Source organism: Ensifer sp. Root954 (assembly GCF_001429005.1).
GTDB lineage: Bacteria > Pseudomonadota > Alphaproteobacteria > Rhizobiales > Rhizobiaceae > Ensifer > Ensifer adhaerens.
In genome coordinates, this window is sequence record NZ_LMJM01000046.1 from 1 (window position 1) to 25,803 (window position 25,803).

24 protein-coding genes and 1 pseudogene are annotated in these 25,803 nt (G+C 62.6%); 5 read left to right on the top strand and 20 right to left on the bottom strand.

Annotated features, from left to right (window positions below; all coding sequences use genetic code 11):
• A pseudogene (locus ASE71_RS26630) lies at positions 1–233 on the bottom strand (alpha/beta hydrolase); the annotation flags it as partial.
• A gap of 190 nt (positions 234–423) precedes the next feature.
• Here ASE71_RS26630 and ASE71_RS26635 point away from each other — a divergent pair.
• On the top strand, positions 424–876 hold the full coding sequence (locus tag ASE71_RS26635; protein ID WP_034798821.1) for a MarR family winged helix-turn-helix transcriptional regulator: 453 nt from the start codon (positions 424–426) through the stop codon (positions 874–876).
• Between the two features lie 89 nt (positions 877–965).
• Here the strand turns inward: ASE71_RS26635 and ASE71_RS26640 are convergent, their stop codons facing one another.
• The 11 genes from ASE71_RS26640 to ASE71_RS26690 all read right to left on the bottom strand — a co-directional run bounded on the left by ASE71_RS26640 (position 966) and on the right by ASE71_RS26690 (position 14,559).
• Positions 966–2,084 carry a branched-chain amino acid ABC transporter substrate-binding protein gene (locus ASE71_RS26640; protein WP_034798823.1) on the bottom strand — a complete coding sequence of 373 codons (1,119 nt, stop codon included), beginning with the start codon at positions 2,082–2,084 and terminating at the stop codon, positions 966–968.
• Between the two features lie 114 nt (positions 2,085–2,198).
• The gene (locus tag ASE71_RS26645) at positions 2,199–2,543 is read right to left on the bottom strand and encodes a DUF6867 family protein (RefSeq protein ID WP_034798825.1); all 345 of its coding nucleotides are present in this window, start codon (positions 2,541–2,543) and stop codon (positions 2,199–2,201) included.
• A 24-nt stretch (positions 2,544–2,567) separates the two neighbouring features.
• On the bottom strand, positions 2,568–3,293 hold the full coding sequence (locus tag ASE71_RS26650; RefSeq protein WP_034798827.1) for an ABC transporter ATP-binding protein: 726 nt from the start codon (positions 3,291–3,293) through the stop codon (positions 2,568–2,570).
• Complete coding sequence (locus ASE71_RS26655) at positions 3,293–4,177, bottom strand: ABC transporter ATP-binding protein (protein ID WP_034798829.1); 885 nt, start codon at positions 4,175–4,177, stop codon at positions 3,293–3,295. The genes ASE71_RS26650 and ASE71_RS26655 overlap by 1 nt, the downstream gene beginning before the upstream one ends.
• Positions 4,177–5,562 (bottom strand): high-affinity branched-chain amino acid ABC transporter permease LivM, encoded by a 1,386-nt coding sequence (gene livM, locus ASE71_RS26660; RefSeq protein WP_060520354.1) that lies wholly within the window; start codon positions 5,560–5,562, stop codon positions 4,177–4,179. Before livM ends, ASE71_RS26655 begins: the two co-directional genes overlap by 1 nt.
• Before the next feature lie 4 nt (positions 5,563–5,566).
• Positions 5,567–6,469 (bottom strand): branched-chain amino acid ABC transporter permease, encoded by a 903-nt coding sequence (locus ASE71_RS26665; protein WP_034798833.1) that lies wholly within the window; start codon positions 6,467–6,469, stop codon positions 5,567–5,569.
• Between the two features lie 287 nt (positions 6,470–6,756).
• Entirely contained in the window at positions 6,757–9,183 is a 2,427-nt protein-coding gene (locus ASE71_RS26670; RefSeq protein ID WP_060520353.1) for a GcvT family protein, read from the bottom strand.
• A 253-nt stretch (positions 9,184–9,436) separates the two neighbouring features.
• Complete coding sequence (locus tag ASE71_RS26675; RefSeq protein WP_060520352.1) at positions 9,437–9,991, bottom strand: sarcosine oxidase subunit gamma; 555 nt, start codon at positions 9,989–9,991, stop codon at positions 9,437–9,439.
• Between the two features lie 10 nt (positions 9,992–10,001).
• Complete coding sequence (locus tag ASE71_RS26680; protein ID WP_060520351.1) at positions 10,002–12,959, bottom strand: sarcosine oxidase subunit alpha family protein; 2,958 nt, start codon at positions 12,957–12,959, stop codon at positions 10,002–10,004.
• The gene (locus ASE71_RS26685; protein ID WP_060520350.1) at positions 12,956–13,234 is read right to left on the bottom strand and encodes a sarcosine oxidase subunit delta; all 279 of its coding nucleotides are present in this window, start codon (positions 13,232–13,234) and stop codon (positions 12,956–12,958) included. The genes ASE71_RS26680 and ASE71_RS26685 overlap by 4 nt, the downstream gene beginning before the upstream one ends.
• A gap of 74 nt (positions 13,235–13,308) precedes the next feature.
• Positions 13,309–14,559: a sarcosine oxidase subunit beta family protein gene (locus ASE71_RS26690; RefSeq protein WP_034798844.1), complete on the bottom strand. Its 1,251-nt coding sequence runs from the start codon at positions 14,557–14,559 to the stop codon at positions 13,309–13,311.
• 215 nt (positions 14,560–14,774) lie between these two features.
• On the opposite strand from ASE71_RS26690, the gene cysQ reads away from it, so the two are divergent.
• Positions 14,775–15,551 carry a 3'(2'),5'-bisphosphate nucleotidase CysQ gene (gene cysQ / locus ASE71_RS26695; RefSeq protein WP_034798846.1) on the top strand — a complete coding sequence of 259 codons (777 nt, stop codon included), beginning with the start codon at positions 14,775–14,777 and terminating at the stop codon, positions 15,549–15,551.
• A 28-nt stretch (positions 15,552–15,579) separates the two neighbouring features.
• Here the strand turns inward: cysQ and ASE71_RS26700 are convergent, their stop codons facing one another.
• A complete protein-coding gene (locus tag ASE71_RS26700) occupies positions 15,580–15,966 on the bottom strand; it encodes a response regulator (RefSeq protein ID WP_034798951.1) in 387 nt (128 codons plus the stop codon).
• A gap of 265 nt (positions 15,967–16,231) precedes the next feature.
• Between ASE71_RS26700 and ASE71_RS26705 the strand changes: the two genes are divergently transcribed.
• Positions 16,232–16,744, top strand: coding sequence for a Dps family protein (locus ASE71_RS26705; RefSeq protein ID WP_034798847.1), 513 nt, complete (start codon positions 16,232–16,234; stop codon positions 16,742–16,744).
• 62 nt (positions 16,745–16,806) lie between these two features.
• On the opposite strand, the gene ASE71_RS26710 is transcribed toward ASE71_RS26705, so the two are convergent.
• Positions 16,807–17,562, bottom strand: a complete 756-nt coding sequence (locus ASE71_RS26710; protein WP_034798848.1) for a Crp/Fnr family transcriptional regulator — start codon at positions 17,560–17,562, stop codon at positions 16,807–16,809.
• A gap of 189 nt (positions 17,563–17,751) precedes the next feature.
• Between ASE71_RS26710 and ASE71_RS26715 the strand changes: the two genes are divergently transcribed.
• Entirely contained in the window at positions 17,752–18,609 is an 858-nt protein-coding gene (locus tag ASE71_RS26715) for an SDR family NAD(P)-dependent oxidoreductase (protein WP_060520349.1), read from the top strand.
• Positions 18,610–18,701: 92 nt separating this feature from the next.
• Positions 18,702–20,258, top strand: a complete 1,557-nt coding sequence (locus ASE71_RS26720; protein ID WP_060520348.1) for a VOC family protein — start codon at positions 18,702–18,704, stop codon at positions 20,256–20,258.
• Positions 20,259–20,406: 148 nt separating this feature from the next.
• Here ASE71_RS26720 and ASE71_RS26725 read toward each other — a convergent pair whose 3' ends face one another.
• The 6 genes from ASE71_RS26725 to ASE71_RS26750 form a co-directional block, all read right to left on the bottom strand.
• Positions 20,407–20,970, bottom strand: a complete 564-nt coding sequence (locus ASE71_RS26725; protein WP_060520347.1) for an NADPH-dependent FMN reductase — start codon at positions 20,968–20,970, stop codon at positions 20,407–20,409.
• A 182-nt stretch (positions 20,971–21,152) separates the two neighbouring features.
• On the bottom strand, positions 21,153–22,106 hold the full coding sequence (locus ASE71_RS26730) for a ring-cleaving dioxygenase (RefSeq protein ID WP_060520346.1): 954 nt from the start codon (positions 22,104–22,106) through the stop codon (positions 21,153–21,155).
• A gap of 159 nt (positions 22,107–22,265) precedes the next feature.
• Positions 22,266–23,045, bottom strand: coding sequence for a carbon-nitrogen hydrolase family protein (locus tag ASE71_RS26735; RefSeq protein ID WP_060520345.1), 780 nt, complete (start codon positions 23,043–23,045; stop codon positions 22,266–22,268).
• Complete coding sequence (locus tag ASE71_RS26740; RefSeq protein ID WP_034798857.1) at positions 23,042–23,842, bottom strand: ABC transporter permease; 801 nt, start codon at positions 23,840–23,842, stop codon at positions 23,042–23,044. Before ASE71_RS26740 ends, ASE71_RS26735 begins: the two co-directional genes overlap by 4 nt.
• A complete protein-coding gene (locus ASE71_RS26745) occupies positions 23,839–24,693 on the bottom strand; it encodes an ABC transporter permease (protein ID WP_060520344.1) in 855 nt (284 codons plus the stop codon). The genes ASE71_RS26740 and ASE71_RS26745 overlap by 4 nt, the downstream gene beginning before the upstream one ends.
• A complete protein-coding gene (locus ASE71_RS26750) occupies positions 24,690–25,727 on the bottom strand; it encodes an ABC transporter ATP-binding protein (protein WP_060520343.1) in 1,038 nt (345 codons plus the stop codon). Before ASE71_RS26750 ends, ASE71_RS26745 begins: the two co-directional genes overlap by 4 nt.
• Between the last annotated feature and the right edge of the window lie 76 nt (positions 25,728–25,803).

The window sequence follows — 25,803 nt, forward strand, 5'->3', positions numbered from 1 at the left end:
CCCCAGTCCTTGTAATAGATCTCGACGCCATCGCGGGTGATGATGCGGCTGCCCATGGTGTTTTCTCCCTTAGTGCCGGAGGCGCCGGCGGTTGCTGCGGTGGTGGATGCGGCCTTGGCCGACGTGTTCATGGCATTGACCGCGGCTGCGGTGGCGGCAGCGCCAAAGGCGGCCGAGAGAACCGTGCGGCGGGAGATGCCGTTGGCTTCGGTCTTGCTGATTGCCTTGCTCATGGAAACGCTCCTTCTTCCCTGCGGTCACACCGCTGTTAAATACTTAGCGATTAAATCGTGCGCGACTTATGTGGATTTATGTCGCTATCGATTAGATCGTGCACAATATTTATACCGTAGCCGCGCTATAGTCAATGTCTTGCGATTATATCGTGAACGATTTATTTTGAGAGCATGACAGGAGAAAGCGATGATTGACACCGATCCCAAGGGCGATGAGGCAATGCTGGCGCTCGATAGTTTCCTGTGCTTTGCGGTCTATTCCGCAAACCACGCCTTCACGCGCATCTACAAGCCGCTGCTGGAAGAGCTCGATCTCACCTATCCGCAATATCTGGTGATGGTGCTGTTGTGGGAAAAGGACGACCAGACGGTCGGCAGCCTCGGCGAGCGGCTCTTTCTGGAATCGAGCACTTTGACCCCGATGCTGAAGCGCCTGGAGGCCGCCGGCTACATCGCCCGCGTGCGCGATAAGGCGGACGAGCGGCAGGTCCGGGTACAATTGACCGAGATGGGCAAGGCGCTGCGGCAGAAGGCAATCGACGTACCCCGCAACCTTGGCGAAGCGACAAAGCTCGGCCCCGACGATCTCGAGCGACTGCGCGCCGAAGTCTCGTCGCTCAGAGACACGCTATTGAAATAATAGACCGCTGCGCCGAGCGTCACCAAAAGAAAAGCCCGGCGATTGCTCGCCGGGCCCCAACCACTCGGACACAAGGTCCGAAATCAGAACTACTCGTTCTGGAAGTAGTTGTACTTGCCGTCGTCACCCTTCTTCCAGGTGTACATGACGTAGTCCGGACGCGTGATGTCGCCCTTTTCGTCATAGCCGAGTTCGCCGATTGCGGTCTTGAACGGACCCTTTGCCTTGATGGCTTCGGCAACTGCCTGCGGGTCGTTGCCACCGGAAGCCTTGGCAGCTTCGGCGATGACCTGGAGAGCGGCGTAGGCGTAGAGCGTGTAGGCTTCCGGTTCGAAGCCGGCAGAGCGGAACTTCTCGACGAGGTCCTTGGCAGCCGGGTTCTTGCGCGGATCCGGAGCGAACGTCATCAGCGTGCCGTCAACGGCGTCGCCGGCGATCGAGGCCAGTTCGTTCGAAACGATACCGTCGCCCGACATCAGGGTAGCCTTGAGGCCCTGGTCCTTCATCTGGCGCATGATCAGGCCGGCTTCGGTGTGCAGACCGCCGTAGTAGACGATCGAAACGCCGGCTTCCTTCATCTTGGCGATCAGAGCCGAGAAGTCCTTGTCGCCGGTGTTGATGCCTTCATAGAGGGCTTCGGTGAGGCCGGCTTCGTTCATCGACTTCTTGGTTTCGTCGGCAAGGCCCTGACCATAGGGGGTCTTGTCGTGAATGACGGCGATCTTCGCGTCCTTGAAGTTGGCAGCGAGGTAGGCACCGGCAACCGCACCCTGCTGGTCGTCACGGCCGCAGGTACGGAACGTGTTCCAGAGACCGCGCTCGGTGAACTGCGGGTTGGTGGAGGCCGGGGTTACCTGCAGGATACCGTTTTCGGCGTAAACTTCAGAAGCCGGGATGGACACGCCCGAGTTGAAGTGACCGACAACGAACTTCACACCGTCAGCAACGAACTTGTTGGCGACCGAAACGCCCTGCTTGGCATCCGAAACGTCGTCGCCGAGCACAACCTTGATCTGTTCCCCATTGATACCGCCAGCGGCATTGATGTCAGCGGCGGCCTGCTCTGCACCTTTCTGGAGCTGTGCACCGAAAGCGGCGTTCGGGCCAGTCAGCGGGCCGGCGACACCAACGAGAATATCAGCCCAGGCGCTGCCGCTGAAGGCAACCATAGCCGTCAGCGCGACCGCCGACAGAAGAGACTTTTTCATCTTGTTACTCCCAATTATTCGAGCGGGTCTCGTTACCAACCTGCGCAATGCCCACCATAGTTGCGCCGGTGTTTCTTTCGCACCGGCCGCGGCGGCCGGCGCGCGCTGTTCCCTTTACTTGGCTTTCCAGGAGAAAGGCGAAGCCTTCTCATAGAGCCAATAGTAGTTATTGGTCATTTGCTTGGTCCGGTAGTACCGGAAACCTGCGGTAGCAAACAACAAAAGTACGATCGTGTCCACGATATAGTATTGCAGGCTGAACATGGTGCCTTCGAACAGCGCATGGTGGACGAAACGGATGCCCAGTCCCAGCAACGCCACGTAGAGGATGAGCCGCGGCATGCCTTCCCAGCTTTCAGCCACGCTCTTGCCCGTGCGCCAGGCGGTCCAGCCGCCGAGCACGCAGCTTATGAAAAGAAACTGCCAGATCGACACTTCTTCGTAGAGAATTCCCTGCATGTCACTTGCTCCAGATGCGGCCGGTCAATGACGGCCGCCTTCGAGATAGGCCGCGCGCACTTCCGGATTGGCGAGGAGTTCCTTGCCGGAACCGCTCATCGTCACCCGGCCGTTCACCATCACGTAGCCGCGGTCCGAAAGCTTGAGCGCGCCGAAGGCGTTCTGCTCGACGAGGAAGACCGTCAGCCCCTCCTCCTTGTTGAGTTTCTTGATCGCTTCGAAGATGCCCTTGACGATCAGCGGTGCGAGACCGAGCGACGGCTCGTCGAGAAGCAAAAGTTTCGGCCGGGCCATCAGCGCGCGGCCGATCGACAGCATCTGCTGCTCACCGCCCGAAAGCGTGCCGCCGCGCTGCGCCTGGCGCTCCTTCAGGCGCGGGAAAAGCGTAAACACCTTTTCCACGTCCTGGTCGAAGTGCTTCAGGTTGTCGAGGCTGGCGCCCATCTGCAGATTTTCGAACACGGTCATGCGCGGGAAGATGCGCCGACCCTCAGGCGATTGCGCAATGCGCAGCCGGGCGATCTCGTGCGTCGGCATGCGGGTGATGTCCTGCCCTTCGAAGAAGACCGAACCGGTACGCGCCTGCGGGCTGCCACAGATGGTCATCATCAGCGTCGACTTGCCGGCACCGTTGGCACCGATCAGGCAGACGATTTCACCACGGTGAACTTCGACATCGACCCCGCTGAGCGCCCGGATGTTGCCGTAGTAGGTCTCGACGGCTTTGACTTGGAGAAGTGGCGCCGTCATCAGTGGGTGCCCCCCTGCCCGCCTTCGATTTCCTCGATTTGTTCGATCACCTCTTCAACCTCTTCATCCTCGACACCCAGATAGGCCGCAATGACCCTCGGATCGTTCTTCACGAAATCCGGTGTGCCGTCGGAAATCTTCTGTCCATATTCCAGGACCACCACGTGGTCGGAGATCTCCATGACCACGGACATGTCGTGTTCGATCAAAAGAATCGACGTGCCGGTATCGGCGCGAATGCTTTTCAGCAATTCGTTGAGCGCCAGAGACTCGCGCGGATTGAGACCGGCGGCCGGCTCGTCCAGGCAGAGAAGCTCGGGCCCGGTGCACATGGCACGCGCGATTTCGAGGCGACGCTGGGCGCCATAGGAGAGATCGCCGGCCGGATCGTCGGCACGGTCGATCAGCGACGCCTTTTCCAGCCAGTGCTTGGCAAGTTCGATCGCCTCGTGCGACGCCTGGCGGTAGGCCGGGAAGCCGAGCAGACCGAGGAAGGTGTAGCCGGATGCCTGCATCAGCTTGTTGTGCTGCGCGACGAGCAGGTTTTCGAGCACCGTCAGACCGGAGAACATCCGGATGTTCTGGAAGGTACGCGCTACCTTGGCGAGCTTGGTGATCTCGAAGTCGGGCAGACGCTCCAGCAGGTATTCCTTGCCGGCCTTCTGCTTCATCGTGATCATGCCCATCGTCGGCTTGTAGAAGCCGGTGATGCAGTTGAACACCGTGGTCTTGCCCGCTCCGTTCGGGCCGATCAGCGCGGTGATGTCACCGCGATAGGCTTCGAAGGAGAAGTCGTTGATGGCCATGAGACCGCCGAAGCGCATCGACAGGTGCTCAACCTTGAGAATGGGGTCTTTTGTCATTGTCGTTGTCTCGCGGGCCATCAACCGTGCCCTTCCTTGGTGAAGCTGCCGGAGACTGCCTTGCGTTCGTGCAGGAAGGCTGTCGGTTCGCGTGATCCGACGAAGCCGCGCGGCTTCCAGACCATGACGACGACCATGGCCAGGCCAAAGATCAGCATACGGTAGAGTTCAGGTGTGAAGTCCGGTCCGAAGACCATCTTCAGGAAGGAAAGCTCGCGCAGGATTTCGGTGCCGCCGATCATGACGGCCGCAGCGACTGCGATGCCGGTAAGCGAGCCCATGCCGCCGAGAACCACGATCGCGAGAATGACCGCGGATTCCAGGAAGACGAAGGATTCGGGCGACACGAAGCCCTGGCGCACCGCGAAGAACGAGCCGGCGATACCGCCGAACATGGCGCCCGTCGCAAAGGCGGTGAGCTTGGTCGTCACCGTGTTGATACCGAGCGAGCGGCAGGCGATCTCGTCCTCGCGCAACGCTTCCCAGGCGCGGCCGATCGGCATGCGGCGCAGCCGGATCGTCACGTAAGCCGTGAGCAGCGCAAGTGCCAGGATCAGATAGAACAGGAAGATCTTGTAATAGGCCGACGACATCGGCAGGCCCATCATTGCTGCAAATCCGTCCTTCGAGGCATCGAACTTGATGCCGAACAGCGTCGCCTTGGCGATACCGGAGACGCCGAAGGTACCCTTCGTCACTTCGGTCCAGTTGATCAACACCAGTCGGATGATTTCACCGAAGGCGAGCGTCACGATCGCCAGATAGTCACCGCGAAGACGCAAGACCGGGAAGCCGAGAATCATGCCCCAGAAGGCGGCGAGAATGCCGGCGACCGGAAGAAGAACCCAGAAGGACAGGCCGAAATAGGTCGACAGCAGGGCGTAGGAATAGGCACCGACCGCGTAGAAGGCGACGTAACCCAGGTCCAGCAGGCCAGCGAGGCCGACGACGATGTTGAGCCCCCAGGCCAGCATCACGTAGATCAGGATCTGGATGCCGAAATTGTCGACCCACTTCAGCGAGCCCTGGACGCCGAAGATCGCGACGACGAGCGGCGGATAGATGAGCAGGAACGCAATCGCGAGCTTGGAGAAGTTGCGGCTGAAGAAGGTCTCCTCCTTCACCGCATCCTCGGCCTCGGCCTTGGCGGCCTTGCGCCGAGCCATGGCCGGCTGGACATAGGCAACCATCAGGAAGCGGCCGACGGCAGCGACAATCACGAAGATCGCCAGCAGTCCCCAGCGCTGGTTGAGGATCAGCTCGTTGCGGATGTTCTGGTCGGACTTGAGACCGACGAACAGCACGAAAAGGCCGAGCGAAATCAGGCCCGCGAAGACAGCCTCGCGCAGGGCCCGCGCCGTCACGTCAGTGCCGGCGCTTGCAGTCGTAGAAGCAATGTTTGCCATGGAATTATACCTTCTCGACTTCCGGTCGTCCGAGAATGCCAGACGGCTTGAAGATCAGGACGATGGCGAGAATGGAGAAGGTCGCGACGTCCTTGTAGTCGATGGTGAAATAGGCCGACCAGAGGGACTCGATGAGCCCGATCAACAGTCCGCCGAGAACGGCGCCCGGCAGCGATCCGATGCCGCCGAGAACGGCCGCGGTGAACGCTTTGACGCCAGGCACGAAACCGTCGGTGAAGACGACGACGCCATAATACATCAGATACATCGTGCCGGCGACGGCAGCGAGTGCTGCACCCATGATGAAGGTCACCGAGATGGTGCGGTCGACGTCAACACCCAGCAGCGCCGCCATCTTGCGGTCCTGTTCGGTCGCGCGCTGGGCACGGCCGAGCGGCGTCTTGTTGACGATGTACCAGAAGATCGAAAGCAGAGCCGCCGTGATGACGATGATGATGATCTGCTTCAGCGAGATGGTGATGCCGAAGACTTCGTAGACCGAGGAGACGAGCGGCGGGATCGGCTTGTTGCGCGGGCCCTGCGTCACCTGGATGAAGTTCGACAACGCAATCGACATGCCGATCGCGGTGATCAGCGGCGCAAGCCGGAACGAACCGCGCAGCGGCCGATAGGCCACTTTCTCGATCGTCCAGTTCCAGAGACCTGCGGTCAGCATGCCGACGATCATCATCAGCAGGAGAGCAAGTACAACCGGGACGCCCCCGATGAATGTTGTGAGAATAAGAAAGACAATCAAAGCAGCAAAGCCGCCGAGCATGAAGATATCGCCGTGGGCGAAGTTGATCATGCCAATGATGCCGTAGACCATGGTATAACCGATTGCGATCATACCATAAATAGACCCAAGAGTCAGCCCGTTGACGAGCTGCTGGACGAAATACTCCATCAATCTTCCCCTGGACCAGATCCATAACGGTCCGGTCTCTTGTTTTTTGAGCTCATTGTTGAGCGCTGTGTTTGCTCGATTCCATACCTCTTTCAAACGAAAAGGAAAGCTAAAAAACGCGACTTCGCCAAAAACTTCCTCGATAAAATCGATTTGACGCTTTTACAGCCAGAAAAATCAAATCTTTCGCAGCTTTCGCCCGCGAAAGCATCAACTTTAGTCGTAAAAGCGTCGGGTATTCTATGAAGCTTCGACAGCCACTTCGGTCCGCATTACACCTCGAATGCTTAGGCGCGCATGCGCTGACCGTTCGAATCGAACAGCGGATGCGGCTGAAGACGGGCCGGCAGGATCTCACCCAAGAGTTCGATCGACCAGCCATCACTTCGGTCGGCGATCTCCTTGGGCACGTAGCCCATGGCGACCGAAACCCCACTTGCATGCGCATAGCCGCCCGATGTCACCCAGCCGCGCACGACACCGTCGAGATAGATGGGCTCGTCGCCGATGACGTCCGCATCCCTCGCATCGAGCACGAAGGTCCGCAGCCGCATCGCGCCGCCATCCGCCTTCTCCTTCACGGCCGCCGCCTTGCCAATGAAATCCGCATCCTTGCCGGTCGCGACGAAACGGCCGAGCCCAGCCTCGACCGGGCCATAGAGCGGACGATATTCGCGCGCCCAGCTGCCGAAGGATTTTTCGACGCGCAATGCATTCAGCGCCCTCAGGCCGAACAAACGGATCCCGGAAGCCGCCCCCTTCTCCATCAGCAGTTCGAAGAGATAACGCTGGTACTCCGGTTTCATCCAGATCTCGTAGCCGAGATCGCCGGTGTAGCTGACGCGGCCGACGAGCGCGGGCGCCATGCCGAGATCCATCCGGCGGATGTCCATGAACGGGAAATCGGCGTCGGAGACATCGAGATGGGTCAGGCTTTCAAGCACATCGCGCGCCTTCGGCCCGGCGATCGACAGGCCGGCCAGCTCCAGCTTCAACGCCTTCAGCGTCACCGAGCCGTCCGCCGGCAGATGCGCCTCGAACCAGCGCATGTGGTAGTCCTCGGCGATGCCGGATCCAACAAGCAGGAAATCCCCCTCTTCGAGCTTGGCAAGGGTGAAGTCGCCGATCAGCTTGCCGTCCTCCTTCAGCATCGGTGCCAATGCCATGCGCCCGACCTCAGGGATGCGGCAGGCAAGCATGCGGTCGAGCCAGGCTTCAGCGCCCTTGCCGGTGATCGCATATTTGGCAAAGCCCGATGTCTCCATCAGGCCGACGCCTTCGCGCACGGCCCGGGCCTCCGCGCCCACCGTCTCGAAGTCGGTCGAGCGCCGCCAGGAGAAGGCGTCCTTGACGCCTTCGGGTGCAAACCACAGCGGCGTTTCAAGCCCGTAGGACGCGCCGAAGACGGCGCCCGCAGCCTTCAGCCGGTCGTAGATCGGCGTCGTCAGCAGCGGCCTTGCCGCCGGCAGCTCCTCGTTCGGATAACGGATAGAGAAGCGACGCGAGTAGTTCTCGCGCACCTTGGCATTGGTATAGGCAAGCGTGGCGAAATCGCCGTAGCGCGAAACGTCCATGGCAAAGACGTCGAAGCCGGGGTCGCCATGGATCATCCAGTTGGCAAGCGCCAGGCCGACGCCGCCACCCTGGCTGAAGCCGGCCATGACGGCGCAGGCCGACCAGAAATTCCTCAAGCCCCGCACCGGGCCGACCAGCGGGTTACCGTCCGGCGAGAAGGTAAAAGGACCGTTGATGATCTTCTTGATGCCGGCCTTGTTGAAGGCCGGGAAGTGCCGGAAGCCGACCTCGAGTTCGGGCGAGATACGGTCGATGTCCTCGGCGAGAAGTTCATGGCCGAAGTCCCAGGGCGTCGTGACGGGCGACCACGGACGACACGCCTTCTCATAGGTGCCCATCAGCATGCCGTTCCGCTCCTGGCGGAGATAAATCTCGCCGTCGAAATCGACACAGTGCATCAGCTCCTTGCCGCGCGTCTGGTTGAACTCGATGACCTCGGGCATGTCCTCGGTGATGAGATACATGTGCTCCATAGCGAGCACAGGCAGCTCCAGCCCCACCATGCGCCCCACCTCGCGGGCCCAGAGGCCGGCGGCGTTGACGACATGCTCGGCGACAATCTCGCCCTGGTTGGTGATCACCCGCCAGCAACCGTCTTCCCGCTGCACCAGATGCTCGACCTTGGTGTGCAGATAGATCTCCGCACCGTTCTTCTTCGCCGATTTGGCATAGGCATGCGTCGTGCCATAGGGATCGAGATGCCCCTCGACCGGATCGAACACCGCACCGACGAACTGGTCGGGATCGAGCAGCGGCATCAGGTCATGCGCTTCCCTGGGCGTCAAAAGCTCGGCTTCGAGCCCCATGTAGCGGCCCTTGGCAAGGATCGACTTCATCCAGTCGAAACGTTCCTTGGTGGCGGCGAGCATCATGCCGGAGGTCATGTGCAGGCCGACATCCTGGCCGGAATACGCCTCGATCTCCTTGTAGAGCTCGACCGTATATTTCTGCAGCTTGGCGACGTTCGGGTCACCGTTGATCGTGTGCATGCCGCCGGCCGCGTGCCAGGTGGAGCCGGAGGTGAGTTCCGATCGTTCGAGCAGCACGGCATCGGTCCAGCCGAATTTCGTCAGGTGATAGAGCACCGAACAACCGACGACACCGCCTCCGATAACGACGACCTTGGCATGGCTTTTCATGCGTACACTCCGTCTCCCCATGCTCCTGTCGGAGGCATGGCCAAATTGTCAGGAAGAAACTCAGGCACGGCCACCACTTGCTTCAGAGACAGAAGTGCAAGCGGCGAATGATGAAAGCCTAGTCAGAAAGACGGCGCCGATAAAGACACGGCTGCGAAGGACGCTTGTCCATTTCCGCCGTTTGCTGGTGGATGGGCGACCTGTTTGCGGCATTTCATGCCGCATTTGATTTCGACCTCTTGAAGGGGCCGTTTCAATCCGAGAAGGCGGCGGTGAGATCGAAGGCCCGCCCCATCTTCATCAGGTCATCGAAGAGCGATTCCGCATAGCTCCGCGGCACGATCAGCTCGAACGTGTCCTCGTCCGTCCGGGCGAGATTGACCGGGATGTGACCGCACAGCGCGTTGGTGCTACCGCCAACCGTGAAGGCTGAGGGATGAAGATCAAGGCCGATGCCCTTGGCGAGGATGCTGCGCACGTTCGGGCCGGCGATCCGGAAGACGACGCGCCCATCGCTTTGGTCGACAACATAGGCACCGCCGTCGCAAAGCTCTTCGAGCCAACGCACGAGCCCGCTCGGCGCTTCCACCTCGGAGACGACAAGCCATTCCCCCGGTGCCGAAAACCGCATGGACAAGTCGGACTGTGCGGCGATCGCCTCACGCACGGTCTCCTCCCGGCCAACGCGCGCAAGAACCGTCGCCATCGTGCGCCAATGCCCGACCATCAGGTGGTCGGCCGCCGGCGACGTGGGTGCCGATCGCAGTTTCTGCTCCAGTGCGTGGCGGTTGTTGTAGTCGCGAACCATCACCGCCTCCTCAGGCCTTCAGCTTTGCGTTTTGCGGATCGACGAAGACCGGGTCGCAGACCTCGGCGACCATCTCCTGATCACGCAGCTTGTCGAACACCACGACCTTCTCGCCATAGCGTTCGCGCCCGGATTTCAGGAAGGCAAGCGCGATGGCGTGGCCCAGGACCGGCGAGAAACCGGCCGAGCTGACCCAACCCTGATCGTTCAGCGTCGAGGGCTTGGTCCCCTCCCTCAGAAGATGCGCTCCGGCCCGCATGTCCTTGTCGGCATCGACGGGCTTCAGACCAACGAGCTGCATGCGATCCGCCGCCGTCAGGCCGTAGCGCGTCGACAGGCGCTTGCCGATGAAGTCGGTCTTCTGCATCGAGAGCATTCGGCCGAGCCCGGCATCGTCTGGCGTCACGCGACCGTCGAATTCGGCATGCGTCAGCAGACCCTTCTCCAGCCGCAGCACGTTCAAGGCTTCGACGCCATAGGCACAGATTTCATGCGGCCGGCCGGCCTCCATGATCTGGTCGGCCACCGCCTCGCCATAACCTGCCGGCACCGCCAGTTCGAAAGCCAGCTCCCCGGAGAAGGAAATGCGGAAGAGCCGCGCCGACACGCCGCTTTTCAGGACGATCTTGCGGGCGCACAGGAACGGAAACGCACCATCGGAAATATCGCCATCGACGATCTGCTGCAGCACCGCGCGCGCTTTCGGACCAGCGATCGCCATCTGCGCCCATTGGTCGGTCGACGAGGTGAAGCGGACTTCGAGTTCCGGCCAGAGCGTCTGGGCGCAATATTCCAGGTGCGCCATGACGGGACCGGCCATCGCCGTCGTCGTTGTGACGAAGAAATGTTCCTCGTCGAAGCGGCTGACCGTACCGTCGTCGAAGACGAAACCGTCTTCGCGCAGCATCAGGCCGTAACGCGCCTTGCCGATCGGCAGCTTCAGGACCGGGTTGCAATAGAGACGGTTGAGGAACTCCGCAGCGTCGGGGCCGAAGACCTCGATCTTGCCGAGGGTCGAGACGTCACAGAGGCCGACATTGGCCCGCACGTTCAAGACTTCGCGATCGACGCTGTCGCGCCAGGTCTTTTCGCCGGCGCGCGGGAACCAGGCGGAACGATGCCAGAGCCCGGCCTCGACGAAGGTCGCGCCATTTTTCATCGCCCAGCCATGCAGCGGCGACTTGCGCGCCGGTGCTGCATGCTCATCGCGCGCCGTGCCGGCAAGTGCACCGAAGGAGACCGGGGTGTAGAACGGCCTGAAGGTGGTGGTGCCGACCTCTGCCGGGCTGACGCCGCGCATGCCGGCAAGAATGCCGACGGCATTGATGTTGGAAAGCTTGCCCTGATCGGTCGCCATGCCGCTGGTCGTGTAGCGCTTGGCGTGCTCGACATGGCCGAAACCTTCGCGCAGCGCCAGGCCGAGATCCTTCGCATGCACGTCGTTCTGGAAATCGACAAAGGCCTTCGATTTGGCGCCCGGCACATACCAGAGCGCTGAAAAGGACGTGGCCTCTTCGCCATCGACGACCGGTGCTGCGGCCGAGCTGGCGCTGAAACCGAGGTCGGCCGCAATCGCTGCGGCCTTCTCCGCACCATCGGACAGGCAGCCCGAGAGCGTGTAGACACCGTTTGCAGCGCCCACGGGACGCAGCCCGCCACCGACATCAGGTGCGACGAAGGCCTTCAATTCCTCCGACCAGACCGGTCTTGCGCCGCGCTGGCAGGCAAGATGCACGACCGGGCTCCAGCCACCGGACATCCCCAGCGCATCGCAGACGATCAGTTCCTCGAAGCCGGAGCGTTCGACGACGATGCCCTTGAGGCGCTGCCTGCCCTTGGTGTCGACGACGGAAGCCGAGCGGATGACCCGGATGCCATCAGGCGCCTGATCGGCGGATTCCGCTCGGGCGTCGACGATCGCCGCGATGGCGACGCCCTTGGACGCAAGGGCCCGCGCCGTGCGGTACCCGGCGCTGCCGCTGGTAAAGATCGTGATCTGCTTGCCGGCGGCCACACCATAGCGCTCGGCATAGGTGGTCATGGCTCCCGCCATCATCACGCCGGGCCTATCATTGCCGCCGAACACCAGCGGGCGTTCCTCGGCACCGGTTGCCATCAGCGCGCGCTTGGCAACGATGCGCCAGACACGCTCGCTCACGAGCTTCGAAGACGGTTCAGCGACGTGTTTCTGCACGCGTTCAACCGCGCCGAAGACGTTGTCGTCATACCAGCCGAAGACCGTGGTGCGCGAAAGCAGCGTGACATTGGGCAGCGCTTGCAGTTCGGCGACGGTGCGGTCGGCAAAGACCGATGCCGGCGCGCCGTCGATGGTCTCGCCGGTCGCAAGCAGGGAGCCGCCGAGCCGGAAATCCTCGTCGGCGACGATGACCCGAAGGCCGGCGCGGCCGGCCGTCAGTGCTGCCATCAGGCCGGTGGGACCGGCACCGACGACGAGCAGGTCGCAGAACGCCCAGGACTTCTCGTAGCTCTCGGGGTCGCGCTCCAGCACCACCCGGCCGAGGCCGGCGGCGCGGCGGATGAAGGGTTCGTAGACGCGCTCCCAGAACTGCTTCGGCCACATGAAGGTCTTGTAGTAGAAGCCGGCGCCGAGGAACGGCGAAAGGACGCCGTTGACCGCCCCGACATCGAAGCCGAGAGACGGCCAGCGGTTCTGGCTTTTGGCAGTCAGCCCGCCATAGAGCTCGGCGACGGTCGCCTTGGTGTTGGCATCGGTGCGGGCACCAGAGCCGACGGTGACGAGCGCGTTGGGCTCGGAGGGCCCGGCGCTGACGATGCCGCGCGGCCGGTGGTATTTGAAGCTGCGGCCGACGAGCAGTTGGTCATTGGCAAGAAGTGCGGAGGCGAGCGTATCGCCGGAAAATCCGCGCAGCGGCCGGCCGTCGAAGGTGAAGCTCAACGTTTTGCTGCGATCGAGGAGACCGCCGGAGGAAAGACGATAGCCGGTCATCGCGCAGCCCTCCGCGCAAGCTCGGCCGCATCGACGACGGAATAGACCTCGTGGGTGGCCGTATCGCGCTCGACCACCAGGAAGCGGCGACAGCCGGCAATGTGATGCCAATGCTCCAACGTGCGCCCACGCGGGTTGGAGCGCACATAGACGTAATCATGCCAGGCCTCGTCCGAATCCATCGGCTCGGGACGGCCGCGCGAGGCGTCGCCGCGGATCGCGAATTCTTCCTTCGGTCGGACCCCGCAATGCGGGCAGGTAATCAGGCTTGCCATCGTCTTCCGTGTCCTGAAGCCGCACTCCGGCTTCCTGTTCATTCCATACGAGCCGGCGGGCCGGCCCTGTCCTGTCAGTGAAGGTTGGGCTGCGGGCCGGCGCCGGCCTCGTCGACGGCATAGCCGCGGGCGAAGCGATCGAGCCTCAAGGCGCGCGCCACCGGATGGGTGTCGTTCTTGGCGATCAGGTGGGCGAAGCAGTAGCCGGAAGCCGGCGTCGCCTTGAAACCGCCGTAGCACCAGCCGCAGTTCAAGTAGAGATTGTCGATCGAGGTGCGGTCGATGATCGGCGAGCCGTCCATGCTCATGTCCATGACGCCCCCCCAGGCGCGCAGCACCCGAACGCGCGACAGGCCGGGGATCATCGTCACCCCCTCCTCCATCACGTGCTCGGCGGTCGCCAGATTGCCGCGCTGGGCATAAGACGAATAGCCGTCGATCTCGGCGCCGAAGACGAGGCCGCCCTTGTCCGATTGCGAGATGTAGAAGTGGCCGCCACCATAGACGATCACGTGATCGATGCAGGGCTTCAGCCCCTCGGTCACGAAGGCCTGCAGCACATGGCTTTCCAGCGGCAGCTTCAGATCCGCCATTTCGCCGACGCGCGAGGTGTTGCCGGCCGCCGCCAGCGCCAGCTTGCCGCAGCCGATGAACCCCTTGGTCGTTTCGACGCCGGTGACGACACCGTTTTCGCGTCGGATGCCGGTCACTTCGCAATGCTCGATGATGTCGACACCATGCTGGTCGGCGCCGCGGGCATAGCCCCAAGCGACCGCATCATGCCGCGCGGTACCGGCGCGGCGCTGCAGCAGGCCACCGAGGATCGGATAGCGGGCATGATCGTAGTTGAGGAAGGGGATCATCTTCTTCAACTGCTCGCGCTCGATCAGCTCCGCTGCCACGCCTTCCATCCACATGGCATTGCCGCGGCGCACATAGGCATCGCGCTGGCCGTCGCTGTGGTAGAGCATGATGACGCCGCGCTGCGACAGCATCACATTGTAGTTGAGATCCTGCTCCAGCCCCTCCCAGAGCTTCATCGAGAACTCGTAGAAGGGTTCGTTGCCGGGCAGCATGTAGTTGGAGCGCACGATCGTCGTGTTGCGACCGACATTACCCGAGCCGAGATAGCCCTTTTCCAGGACCGCGACGTTCTTCACGCCGAATTCCTTGGCGAGATAATAGGCGGTCGAGAGCCCATGGCCGCCGCCGCCGACGATGATCACGTCATAGTGGGATTTCGGCTGTGGCTGGCGCCAATGCGGTTTCCAGTTCAGGTTTCCGGAAAGGGCGTTCCTGACAAGCGAGAAGGCGGAATAACGCATGAAGGCATCCAGTTCAGTTGCGCCGGCACATTTGCACAGCCGGAACGCGGAAGCAAAGACGCAAAGCCTCTCGCAATTGCAAAAAAGCTTGAGATGCTCCGCCCCGCAGATCAGTTGCGACCACGCGTAAAGAGCCGCCTGCCATGTCAAAAGCATGGCTATAATCTTCCTCTCAATATGCTATGGGCCTGATGACGGACCGAAAGACAGGGCGAATGCTGGAGATACTGCAACAATCGGCAATAACGGCGGGTCGGGCCATTCTCGACATCTACAATGCCGGGCCGGAGGTCACGCACAAGCCTGACTGCTCGCCGGTCACCGATGCCGACACGACGGCCGAACGCATCATCCTGGCAGACCTCGCCTCCGCCTTTCCGGACATCCCCGTGGTCGCCGAGGAAGCGGTGTCCGCCGGCTTCGTGCCGGAGATTTCCGGCAAGTCGTTTTTCCTTGTCGATCCGCTCGACGGCACCAAGGAATTCATCAGCCGCAACGACGACTTCACCGTCAACATCGCGCTGATCGAAAACGGCGCGCCCGTCGCGGGCGTCGTCTACGCCCCGGCGCTTGGAATCCTCTATGCGGCACACCATGGCAAGGCGGTAAAGTCGGTTATTGATGGCAGCTTTCGCCTGACCGAAGAAACGATCATCGGCTGCCGCAGCTGCGGGGATCGCATGGTGGGGCTCGCCAGCCGCTGGCACAACAGCGCCGAGACGATCGACTACCTCGAAAAACACGGCATCGCCGATTACCGGACGGTCGGCTCGTCCTTGAAATTCTGCCTGCTCGCCGAAGGCGTGGCCGACGTCTATCCCCGCTTCAGCCGGACGATGGAATGGGACACCGCCGCTGGCGACGCGATCCTGAGGGCCGCCGGTGGCGAAACGCTGACGATGGATGGCACGCCGCTTACCTACGGCAAGCGCAACCAGAAGGACGACAGCGACTTCGCCAATCCCTGGTTCGTATCGCGCGGCAAGCCCTGAGCAGGTCGCGCAAGGGCTGAGCCGGTTCCTAAGCCTCTCTCGTCTGGATCCCAGCGGCGATCAGCTGGCCGATCGATTTCTCGTTGAACGGTTTGTCGATCCGCGGAACGTGCCTGAGATAGGTCGGGAAGTGCTCGGCATCGCCGTAGCCGCTGGTGAAGCCGAACGGCATTCCGCGGGCAAGCATGGCATCGGCAACCACGAAACTCGTGTGATCGCCGAGATTGACGTCGAGGATCGCAAAATCGAAGGCCTGGAGCGCCAGCAGCTCCAATGCCTGGTTCGCATTCCCGGCGATCGTAACCTGCAATATTCCGAGAGAAGCGAGGATTTCCTCGACGTCCATGGCGATGATGAAGTTGTCCTCGAGAACGAGGACCGTCCGGACGGACGGTGAAAGCTCGGCCATGTCAATGCACTCCATTTTTCACGCACAGCGACGGCAGTCATCGTCGCTGCAGGCGCATTTCCAGGCGGAATGCCGTCCAGAGTCCCGGAACCTCCACTGAGGCAACGGCAACGACTGAGCTTAGGCTCCAATGGCCTGACCTGGCATTTAAAAAAGACATGTGAGCGTCATGACGGGATCGGGAACAACCCTTTCGTCGCGGCGTTCAGTTCATGCGGCGTGGCCTCGGCCGCCTCCGCTCGACATTCCAAGACAGAACTGGAGCAGAAGAATGAAACAGACTGCCGCCGTGCTGAAGCCCAAGGTCAGGGACGAAGAATTCGACATCGGCCTGACGAAGGCCTATCGCCAGCAGATGGCAACCGCGCTTTCCGATATCCTTGCCGATACCTACAAGCTGGTGATCAAGAGCCACATCTACCACTGGAACGTGGTCGGGCCCCTGTTCAAGCCGCTGCACGAACTGACCGAAGAGCACTACAACGCGCTGTTCAAGGCAACCGACATCATTGCCGAGCGTATTCGCGCTCTTGGCCACCTGGCGCCGGCGAAGCTCGCCGAAGCAAAAACCTTCGCCCCCAGCGCCGCCTCGGTCAACCACACGACGGCGGCCGAGATGGTGGCAGACCTGATCACCGATCACGAAGCGGCGGCGCGACGCATACGCGAGGCCGGCACCAAGGCCGATGAAAACGGCGACCTGGTCACGACGGACATGCTGACCGATCGCCTCAACTTCCATGAAAAGGCTCTGTGGATGCTGCGGGCGACCGTTGCCGCCTGATCTCCCCCACCTTGACATCGATGCGGCCCCGGCGCCGCATCGATCGGCTTCGACTGGGCACGTCAGATGAACGGCCGCTTGGGTTCGCGGAGCCCTTCCCAGCCTGAAACCGCAAGCAGGCCGTCGATGTCGCGGACATTGCAGCCCTTCTCCGCCCAGCGGATCAGGCCCCGTTCGGCAAGTTTCTTCAACGTCTTGTTGGTGTGAACGATCGAAAGGCCGAGCGTGTCGGCTACATGCTGCTGGCTGATCGGAATGGCGACGCGGCTGTTGCTGAAGAGGTCGAGCACCTCCGCGCGCTGATAGAGGAAGGCGATGAGATAGGCCGCCCGCTCCAGCGCGGATCGGCGGCCGATGCTCAAGAGGTTTTCATCCAGAATGCGCTCCTCGCGTGCAGCGATCCACGTGAGATCATAGGCAAGCTCAGGGTAGTTCTCGAACAGACGGTTGAGCTTGCCGCGCTCGAAGACGCAGAGAGTGACGGGCGACAGCGCTTCGATCGAATGCTGCATCTCCCCCATCAGGCTGCCCTGCAGTCCGATCAGATCGCCGGGCATCACATAGTTGAGGATCTGGCGGCGGCCGTCATCGAGCATTTTGTAGCGGAAGCCCCAGCCGGAAAGCACGGTGAAAAGGTGCGCACTGTGCGCGCCTTCGACGAGTATGGTCGCGCCACCATCGACCGCCAGTTCGCCAGTCTTGAACTGCGAAACGAAGGCAAGTTCTTCGCCGGTAAAGGCACGAAAATGATCGAGCTTGCGCAAGGGACAGCTTTCGCAAGGGGTGCGCTTTTCGTTGCGGGCTGTCATTTCGTTCATCGTTCCATCCACCGCATGCGTTCGTCCAGGCTTTTGCGTTCAAAACTGCAAGTAGCGCCGGCATCACAGGTGACAAGATACAACCCTGAAAACACTTGGTTTTCCGAAGCGCCATCGTTGCCATGATCATGGACAGCCAGCCCTTGGCGCCCTATCTCTTGCACTCGACCCCGCCACAGGAGCTTCACCATGTCCCACCCTGCCTTCGCCCCCGGCAATGTCGCCGTCGTTACCGGTGCTGCTTCCGGCATCGGCCTTGCGGCTGCCAGACACTTCGCGACACTCGGCATGTACGTCGTGCTCACCGACCTCGCGGGCGACAAGCTGGAGAAGGCGGCGGCCGAAGTCGCAGCCGCCTCGCCCGGCGGGGCGCGGCACGTCACGGCCATCGCGACAGACGTCTCGCGGCTCGACACGCTGGAAGCGCTCGAGCGGGAGGTTCATCAGCGGCTCGGCGACGTGCATGTGCTCATGAACAATGCCGGCATTCAGCCCGGCAGCGCGATCCTCGGCCCCTTGGCCGCCTGGGAGGCGACGCTCGGGGTCAATCTCTGGGGCGTCATCAACGGTTCGCGCGTCTTTGCATCCCGGATGATCGCCCACGGCAAACCGGCCGTCATCATCAACACCGGCTCGAAACAGGGCATCACCACGCCGCCCGGCGACCCGGCCTACAACGTCTCCAAGGCGGCCGTGAAGGTCTTTACCGAGGCGTTGGAGCACGAGTTGCGCAACACCGCCGGAAGCCAGGTCCACGCGCACCTGCTGATCCCCGGTTTCGTCTACACCGGGCTGACGGCTGGCGGCCGCACGGAAAAGCCCGCCGGCGCCTGGACGTCGGAACAGACGGTCGGCTTCATGATGGAGAGCCTGGCGCGCGGGGATTTCTACATCCTCTGCCCTGATAACGACGTGTCACGCGCGACCGACGAACGGCGTATCCTCTGGGCCGCCGGCGACATCGTCGAGAACCGGCCGCCGCTGTCGCGCTGGCATCCGAAATATGCGGATGCCTTCAAGGCATTCCTCGACAAGGATGGCGATTGATCCTCCTACGTTGACACTGCGTTCTCGGCGACCGTTCTGGTGCTGGCCGGACACATCGTGTTTTGTGGGACGACGATAATGAGGGAATAAGAATGACGAGCGGCATCCATCACATCACCCTGATTGCCCGGAAGGTCCAGGCAAACGTCGACTTCTATGTCGGCTTTCTTGGCTTGCGCCTGGTCAAGCGGACGGGCGGCTATGAGGACGCCAACCAGCTGCACCTTTTTTACGGCGACGCCGAGGGTTCGCCGGGTTCGCTCGTGACCTTCCTGATGTGGGAAGACGGCGGCCGCGGCCGCGTGGGCCATGGCCAGCCGAGCGAAATCGCGTTTGCCATCCGGCCGGAGAGTATCGGCTTCTGGCTGACCCGCGCGCTGCAGTTCAACATCGCCACATCAGGGCCAGCGCAGGAGTTCGGTGAGCCGGTGCTGCGGCTCAAGGATCCGGACGGTGTCATCGTCAAGCTCGTCGGCACCGAGACGGTTTCGGGTGGGGCCCCCTGGAGCACGCGCGATATCCCGGCGGAAGACGCCATCCGCCGCCTGCGTGGCGCCACGATCCTCACGGAAAAGCCGGAGGATTCCGTTCGCTTCCTGACATCCCATTTCGGCTATACGGAAACTGGCGCAACCGACGCGATCCGGCGGCTCACCTCCGCCTCCGGCGACACCATCGACGTGCGCAATGCAAGCGGCTTCTGGACGTCTGCCCCCGGAACCGGAACGATCGATCACATCGCCTTCCGCGCGCCCGACCGAGCCGCCGTGGAACGGGTGCACGAGGACCTGCAACGGGATGGCGCGGGCGCGATCAATGCGCATGACCGCAAATACTTCTATTCGGTCTACGTCCGCGAACCCGGTGGGTCGCTCTACGAACTGGCCAGCGACGTGCCCGGCTTCACCGTCGACGAACCGAAGGAAACACTCGGCACCGAACTCTTCGTGCCGGCGCATTTCAGCGCCGCGCGCGAAGAAATGCTGCTGGCCATGCCGCAGTTCGCCCTGCCGGGAGAACCGCGGCTGACCGAGCGCGACCTGCCCTTCGTGCACCGCTTCTATCACCCTGGCGTGCTGGATGACCGCACCTTCATGCTCTTGCACGGCAGCGGCGCCAACGAAACGCAGCTTCTCCACCTCGCCCATCAGGTCGACAGGCAGGCGACGCTTGTCGGCATTCGCGGCCGGTCGAACGAGGAGGGAACGCCGCGCTGGTTCCGGCGCTATTCGCCGACGACCTTCGACCAGAAGGACGTGCGGTCGGAAGCCGAGGCCTTTGCTGCCTTCGTCGAGGGTGCCCGCGACGGCTACCGCATCGATCTGGAGAAGACGGTTTTCATCGGCTACTCCAACGGCGCCAATCTTCTGGTGGCCCTGATGCTGTTGTATCCGGGGCTCGTGCGCAATGTCGTACTGATGCGCTCAATGCTCGTCCTCGACGACGTGCCGCCGCCGGATCTCTCGGGTACGAAGGTGCTGCTCCTGACCGGCAAGCACGACAGCTACGGCGACTTCGCTCCACGCCTCAGGGAAGAGCTCGTCCGCACGCGCGCGGATCTGACCGCGGTCGACCTCGACATGGGCCACGAGATCGGCGCGCCAGATATCGCGGCTATCCAGCAATGGCTGCAGGATAAGGGCCTCTAAGCGTTTCTGAGGTCGTTTCGGCGAATGCTTTCGAGAAATCCAACAGCGCTCGCTCCCTCACCCTCATGCTTGGGCTTTGCCCGAGCATCCATACCCAGTCCTGTCCGCGATGTCCGGGGCAGCCTTAGCGCCTCACTGTGTCGGCAGACTACCGCGCTCCCTCAGCGCCGGCAAAATCCGCAAATGCCTTGACGAAGGCGGCGAGCCGGTCGCGGGCGTCCGTGTCCGTCAGCGTCCCCGCCTCATCGAAAAGCGTATCCGCCTTGGGCAGCATCAGGCGCTTGCCGGACCAGAGCTCGGCGCCGAGCGTGCGCATGACGGGCAGCCAGGCGTTCTGGCTGAGAATGGTGCCGAAATTGCCGGGCGAGCTGCCGGCAAGCGCAAAGGGCCGACCGCGAAACACCTTGGCGATATCGGCGGAAGGCCGGCTCATCCAGTCGATCGCGTTCTTGAACACGCCGGGGATGGAGTTGTTGTATTCCGGCGTGAACAGGATGACGCCGTCGGCAGCCATCACCTTTTGCTTCAGCGCCGTCACGGCGTCCGGAATGCCGCTCTCCTTTTCGACATCGCCGTCATAGAGCGGAATTCCGTGCAGCGTCGCGGTGTCGAATTCGACGCCACCAGGCGGGTTTTCCGCGGCCGCCCGCATCAGGCCGGTGTTGAACGACGCCTTGCGCAGGCTCCCGGAAATGCCGAGGATTTTTGTCATGAGGTCTGGTCCTTTTCCAAGTCCTTGCGGGCGCGCCTCGAAGCGCGAGGCGGGATGCCATCGACATAGGCAACGCAACAGCTGTCATGATGGGTCCGCGCGGAACCGATGTCCAACGGGATCAGAGGGATAGAGACAAAAAAGCCGGGGACGAGCCCCGGCTTTTCGTTGGGATCAGACCGTTAGACGAGCGGCTTCAGCCGGGCCTCGATCTGCGCGCGCTTCGGCTCCAGGAACGGCGGCAGAGACAGGCTCTCACCGAGCGTTTCCATCGGCTCGTCGACGGCAAAACCGGGACCATCGGTCGCGATCTCGAAGAGGACGCCGTTCGGCTCGCGGAAATAGAGCGAGCGGAAATAATAGCGCTCGACCTCGCCGCTCGACGGCAGACGGAAGCCGTTAAGCCGTTCCGTCCACTCCGTCAGCGCCGCATTATCAGGCGCCCGGAAGGCGACGTGGTGCACGGCACCGGCGCCCTGACGCGCGATCGGCAATCCCGGTTGGACGGCCACGTGCAGTTCGGCCGCAGGACCGCCCTCGCCCATGCTGAAGACGTTGACTTCCCCCTCGCCGTCCGGCGAAGGATAGGTGCGGGCCTTGCTCATGTTCATCACATGCGTCAGGACGAGTTCGGTGTTCGTGATGTCAGGCACGCTGATGGTGATCGGTCCGAGGCCCTTGATCTGGCGCTCGGCCGGCACCGGGCTCTTTTCCCAGGGGTGCGAGGGCGCAAGCCCGCCGTCGTCGACCAGCCGGAAACGTTGGCCTTCGCCATCCTCGAAATCAAGCGAGGTGCGGCCATCGATCTCCGTGACCTCTCCACTCGCGACCTTGAGTTCGTCGAAACGGTCCTTCCACCAGCGAACGGTTTCGGCGCTGCCGACCCTCAGACCCGTGCGCGAAATGCTGTGCGTGCCGCGCCCTTCCGGCCCGACCGGCCAGTCGAAGAAGGTCAAGTCCGTGCCGGGCGTGGCGCGCCCGTCGGCATAGAAGAGGTGATAGGCGGTGGTGTCGTCCTGGTTGACGGTTTTCTTGACCAGCCGCAGCCCGAGCGTCTCGGTGTAGAAGCGCAGGTTTTCCGGTGCGTTGGCGGTGATCGCCGTCAGGTGATGGATCCCAGTCAGTTGCAAGCTCATGATTGCCTCCAATGCGTTGGCATTGCTGTTGAGCCCAATATGGGATGCCGCATCGTTTCCGACAGTAGACCAATAGAGAACAGAACGTTCTCCTCAGGTGAACAACAAACGGCCCGTCCGCGCTGCCATCGCTGAGACGCAACAGCAATCGGCGCGCCCTCAGCGGCGATTGAGATCGCCGAGATAGGTGTTTTCAAGGCGGGAGATTGCGTAGGCCTTGGGGTCGATGTCGACGAGGAGCACGGCTTCCTGCCCAGACCCCGCCTTGGCGAGCAACTGCCCGTCGGGTGCTGCAATGCGCGACAGCCCGGCGAAGGAGAACAGCGGGTCCGAACCACAATGGTTGATGTAGGCGACGAACACCTGGTTCTCGAAGGCCCGCGTCTGGATCATGTGCTCGGCGATGAAATCGCCGGACCAGCCCGCCGGCAGCGCCGTCGGCACCAGCACGGCCTCGGCGCCGGCGAGCGCCAGCCGCCGCACATTCTCCGGAAACTCGACGTCGTAGCAGATCAGCATGCCGCAGGTGACGCCGCGATGTGTGAAGAGCCGCGTCGACGGCTCCGGCGCGCGGAAGATCGAACGCTCATAGTCGCCGTAGAGATGGGACTTGCGGTAGACGACCGGCGCGGCATCGCCATCGACATAGACGGCGCTGTTATAGACGTCGTCGCCGTCGCGCTCGGCAAAGCCGGCGATGAGCGCAATGCCCGTCTCAGCGGAAATCGCCTTGAGGCGCCGAACGATCGCGCCATCCGGCGCCTCGGCGAGCGCTGTCAACGCCTCGCCGGCGCCATAGCCGGTGACGCCGAGTTCGGGCGTCAAAAGCAGCGTCGCCCCTTGTCCTGCAGCTTCCGCCGCGGCACGGGCAATGCGGTCAAGATTGGCGGCGACGTCACCCGCCGCCGATTGCATCTGGAGGGCGGCGAGCTTCATCATTTTCCATCCGACGACATGGCGCCAAGCAGCTTCGGCAGGTCGCCGAAACGGGCAACGAGGCTGAAGATCACCGCGGCGGTCGTGACGAAGAGTACCGTCACCGACGCCATGGTCGGCGTATAGCCGTAGCGCAGCGCATTGAAGATCTTGATCGGCAGCGTTTCCACCGTGAAGCCAACCGTCATGTAGGCAACGATGTATTCGTTGAGCGACAGCACGAAGGCGAAGGCGTAGCCCGACACGATATAGGGCAGAATCAGCGGCAGCACGACGGTGCGGAAGATCGTGCGCTCATCCGCCCCCATGGTCGAGGCGGCCTCGACCAGCGAGCGGTCGATCGAGGTGAAACCGAGCGACAACGTCACCAGCGGCAGCGTCACGAAGAAGATTGCGTGGCTGACGACGGCCGTCCACGGCTGGCCGTAGAAACCGACCGTCGCCCAGAAGGTGAGCATGCCGAGCGCGGTGATGACAGGCGGCAGCGTGAACGGCGCGACACCGAGAAGCTGGAAAATGTTCGCCCACGGCGCGATCCGCCGCCACAGGAACCAGGAGAGCGGCAGCGCGATCGCCACCGCAAGCGCTGCCGAAAGCACCGCCAGCGTCACCGAGGCAAAGAGCGCGTTGCGCCATTCCGGATTGAGGAAGATCTCGCCGTACCAGGAGAGCGAAAAGCCCTGCGGCGGGAAGGCGAGCGTCTGCTTCTGGTTGACCGAGACGCCGGCAACGACGATCAGCGGCAGCGACAGGAACAGCCCGATCAGGAAGAAATAGGCCTTGCGGAAGATCGAGGTCATGCCGCTTCTCCCTTGCGTCCGGCAATCACGGTGAGCGCCACGAGCCCGAGCGTCACAAGCACGAGGAACACGGCCATGGCGGCGGCAAACGGCATGTTCGACTGGTAGATCGCCTGGTCGGTGATCAGCACCGACAGCGTCCAGTGCTGCGGCCGGCCGAGCAGCTGCGGCAACAGATAGGAGCCGAGCGCGAAGATGAAGACCATGATCAAGGTGGCGGTGATCGTGTTGCGCAACGCCGGCACGACCACGGTGAAGAAGGCCTTGAGCGGTGATGCGCCGAGTGTGCGGGCGGCTTCCGTCAGCGTCGGATCGAGGCGCACGAGCGCCGGGAAAAGCACCAGCACCGTATAGGGGAAGGCCTGATACACCATGCCGGTCAAGACCGCGCCGAAGCTCGGCGTCAAGGCCTTGGCCTGCTCCATGATGCCGAGCGCAACGAGGATGTTGGTGATCCCTGCGGTGCGCGAAAACAGCGTCGACCAGGCAAAGCCGATGATGACTTCCGAGAGCGACAGGATCGACAGGAGCGCCACCAGCCACACGACCTGTACCTTCCGCGCCATGCGAGTCAGCATGTAGGTGAAGGGCAAGGCGAGCACGACGCAGCAGATCGCCACGATGACGGCGAGCATCAGCGAAAAGCCGAGCACACCGCCGAAAAAGACCGAGAGGAAGCGGGCGTAATTGTCGAAGACGAAGGCCGGCGTATAGAAGCCGCCCTGCTGGCGCTGGAAGAAGCTGACGGCGATCATCGTGCCGAAGGGCACGACGAAGAAGATCGTCAGCATGACCGCCGGAAAGAGGAGCGGCAGGTAGTCACCAAAGGTTTGGGGCGGTTCGCGTCTCATTTCTTCAGCACCACGCAGACATCGGGTGTGAGCGCGATGCCGACCTCCTGGCCGACGGAAACGTCGGGCCGGGCGCGCGGCGTCGAGACGGCGACAATCTGGTGTCCCGCGATATCGACGAAGGTTTCGATCGTGCCGCCGAGATCGCGCACGAAGGTGACCTTGCCGGTGAGCGCCCCGGCGCCGGGCGCCGTCAGGTGCACGTCTTCCGGGCGAACCGACAGCGTACCCTTGTTGGCGCCCGCAGGCAGGGCGAGGCCGGGGACGACATGACCGAGCACTTCCGCGCGACCGGCACTGTCGGCCTGAACGTCGAGCAGGTTGGTCTGGCCGATGAAGTCGGCGACAAAGCTGTCGGCCGGGCGGCGATAGATTTCGATCGGCGACGCAGCCTGGCGGATCTCGCCGCCGCTCATGACGACGACGGTGTCGGCCATGGTCATCGCTTCGCGCTGGTCGTGGGTAACGACGATGGTGGTGATGCCCAGCTTCTGCTGCAGCTGGCGCAGTTCTACCTGCATCGCCTCGCGCAGCTTCGCGTCCAGTGCCGAAAGCGGTTCGTCGAGCAGGAACAGTTTCGGCGAGATCGACAGGGCGCGGGCGATCGCCACGCGCTGGCGCTGGCCGCCGGACAGCTTGGCGACCGGCCGGTCGGCATAGCCCGAGAGATGGATCATCGACAGAAGCTCGTCGACGCGCTTCTTCTGGTCTTCTTTTGCCGCACCGCGGATGCGCAGGGGGTAGGCGATGTTTTCGCCGACGGTCAGGTGCGGAAACAGCGCCAGCGACTGGAACACCATGCCGAGGTTGCGCTTGTGCGTCGGAACCCGGGTGATGTCCTCGCCGTCGAGCCGGATCGCGCCGCCGGTCGGCAGATCAAGCCCGGCGATCATGCGCAGCAGCGTGGTCTTGCCGCAGCCAGATGGTCCGAGCATGCAGACGAAGGTGCCGTGCGGCACCGTCAGATCGACATTGTTGACGGCCCTGAAGGCTCCGAATTCCTTGACGACGTTTTGAAGGGCAAGTCCGGACATTGTTTCTCCGCGAGGATGGTCCCCTCCGCCTCATGGGAGGGTTTCAGGCGGGGAGCGGCTGCAAGGCCCCTCCCCG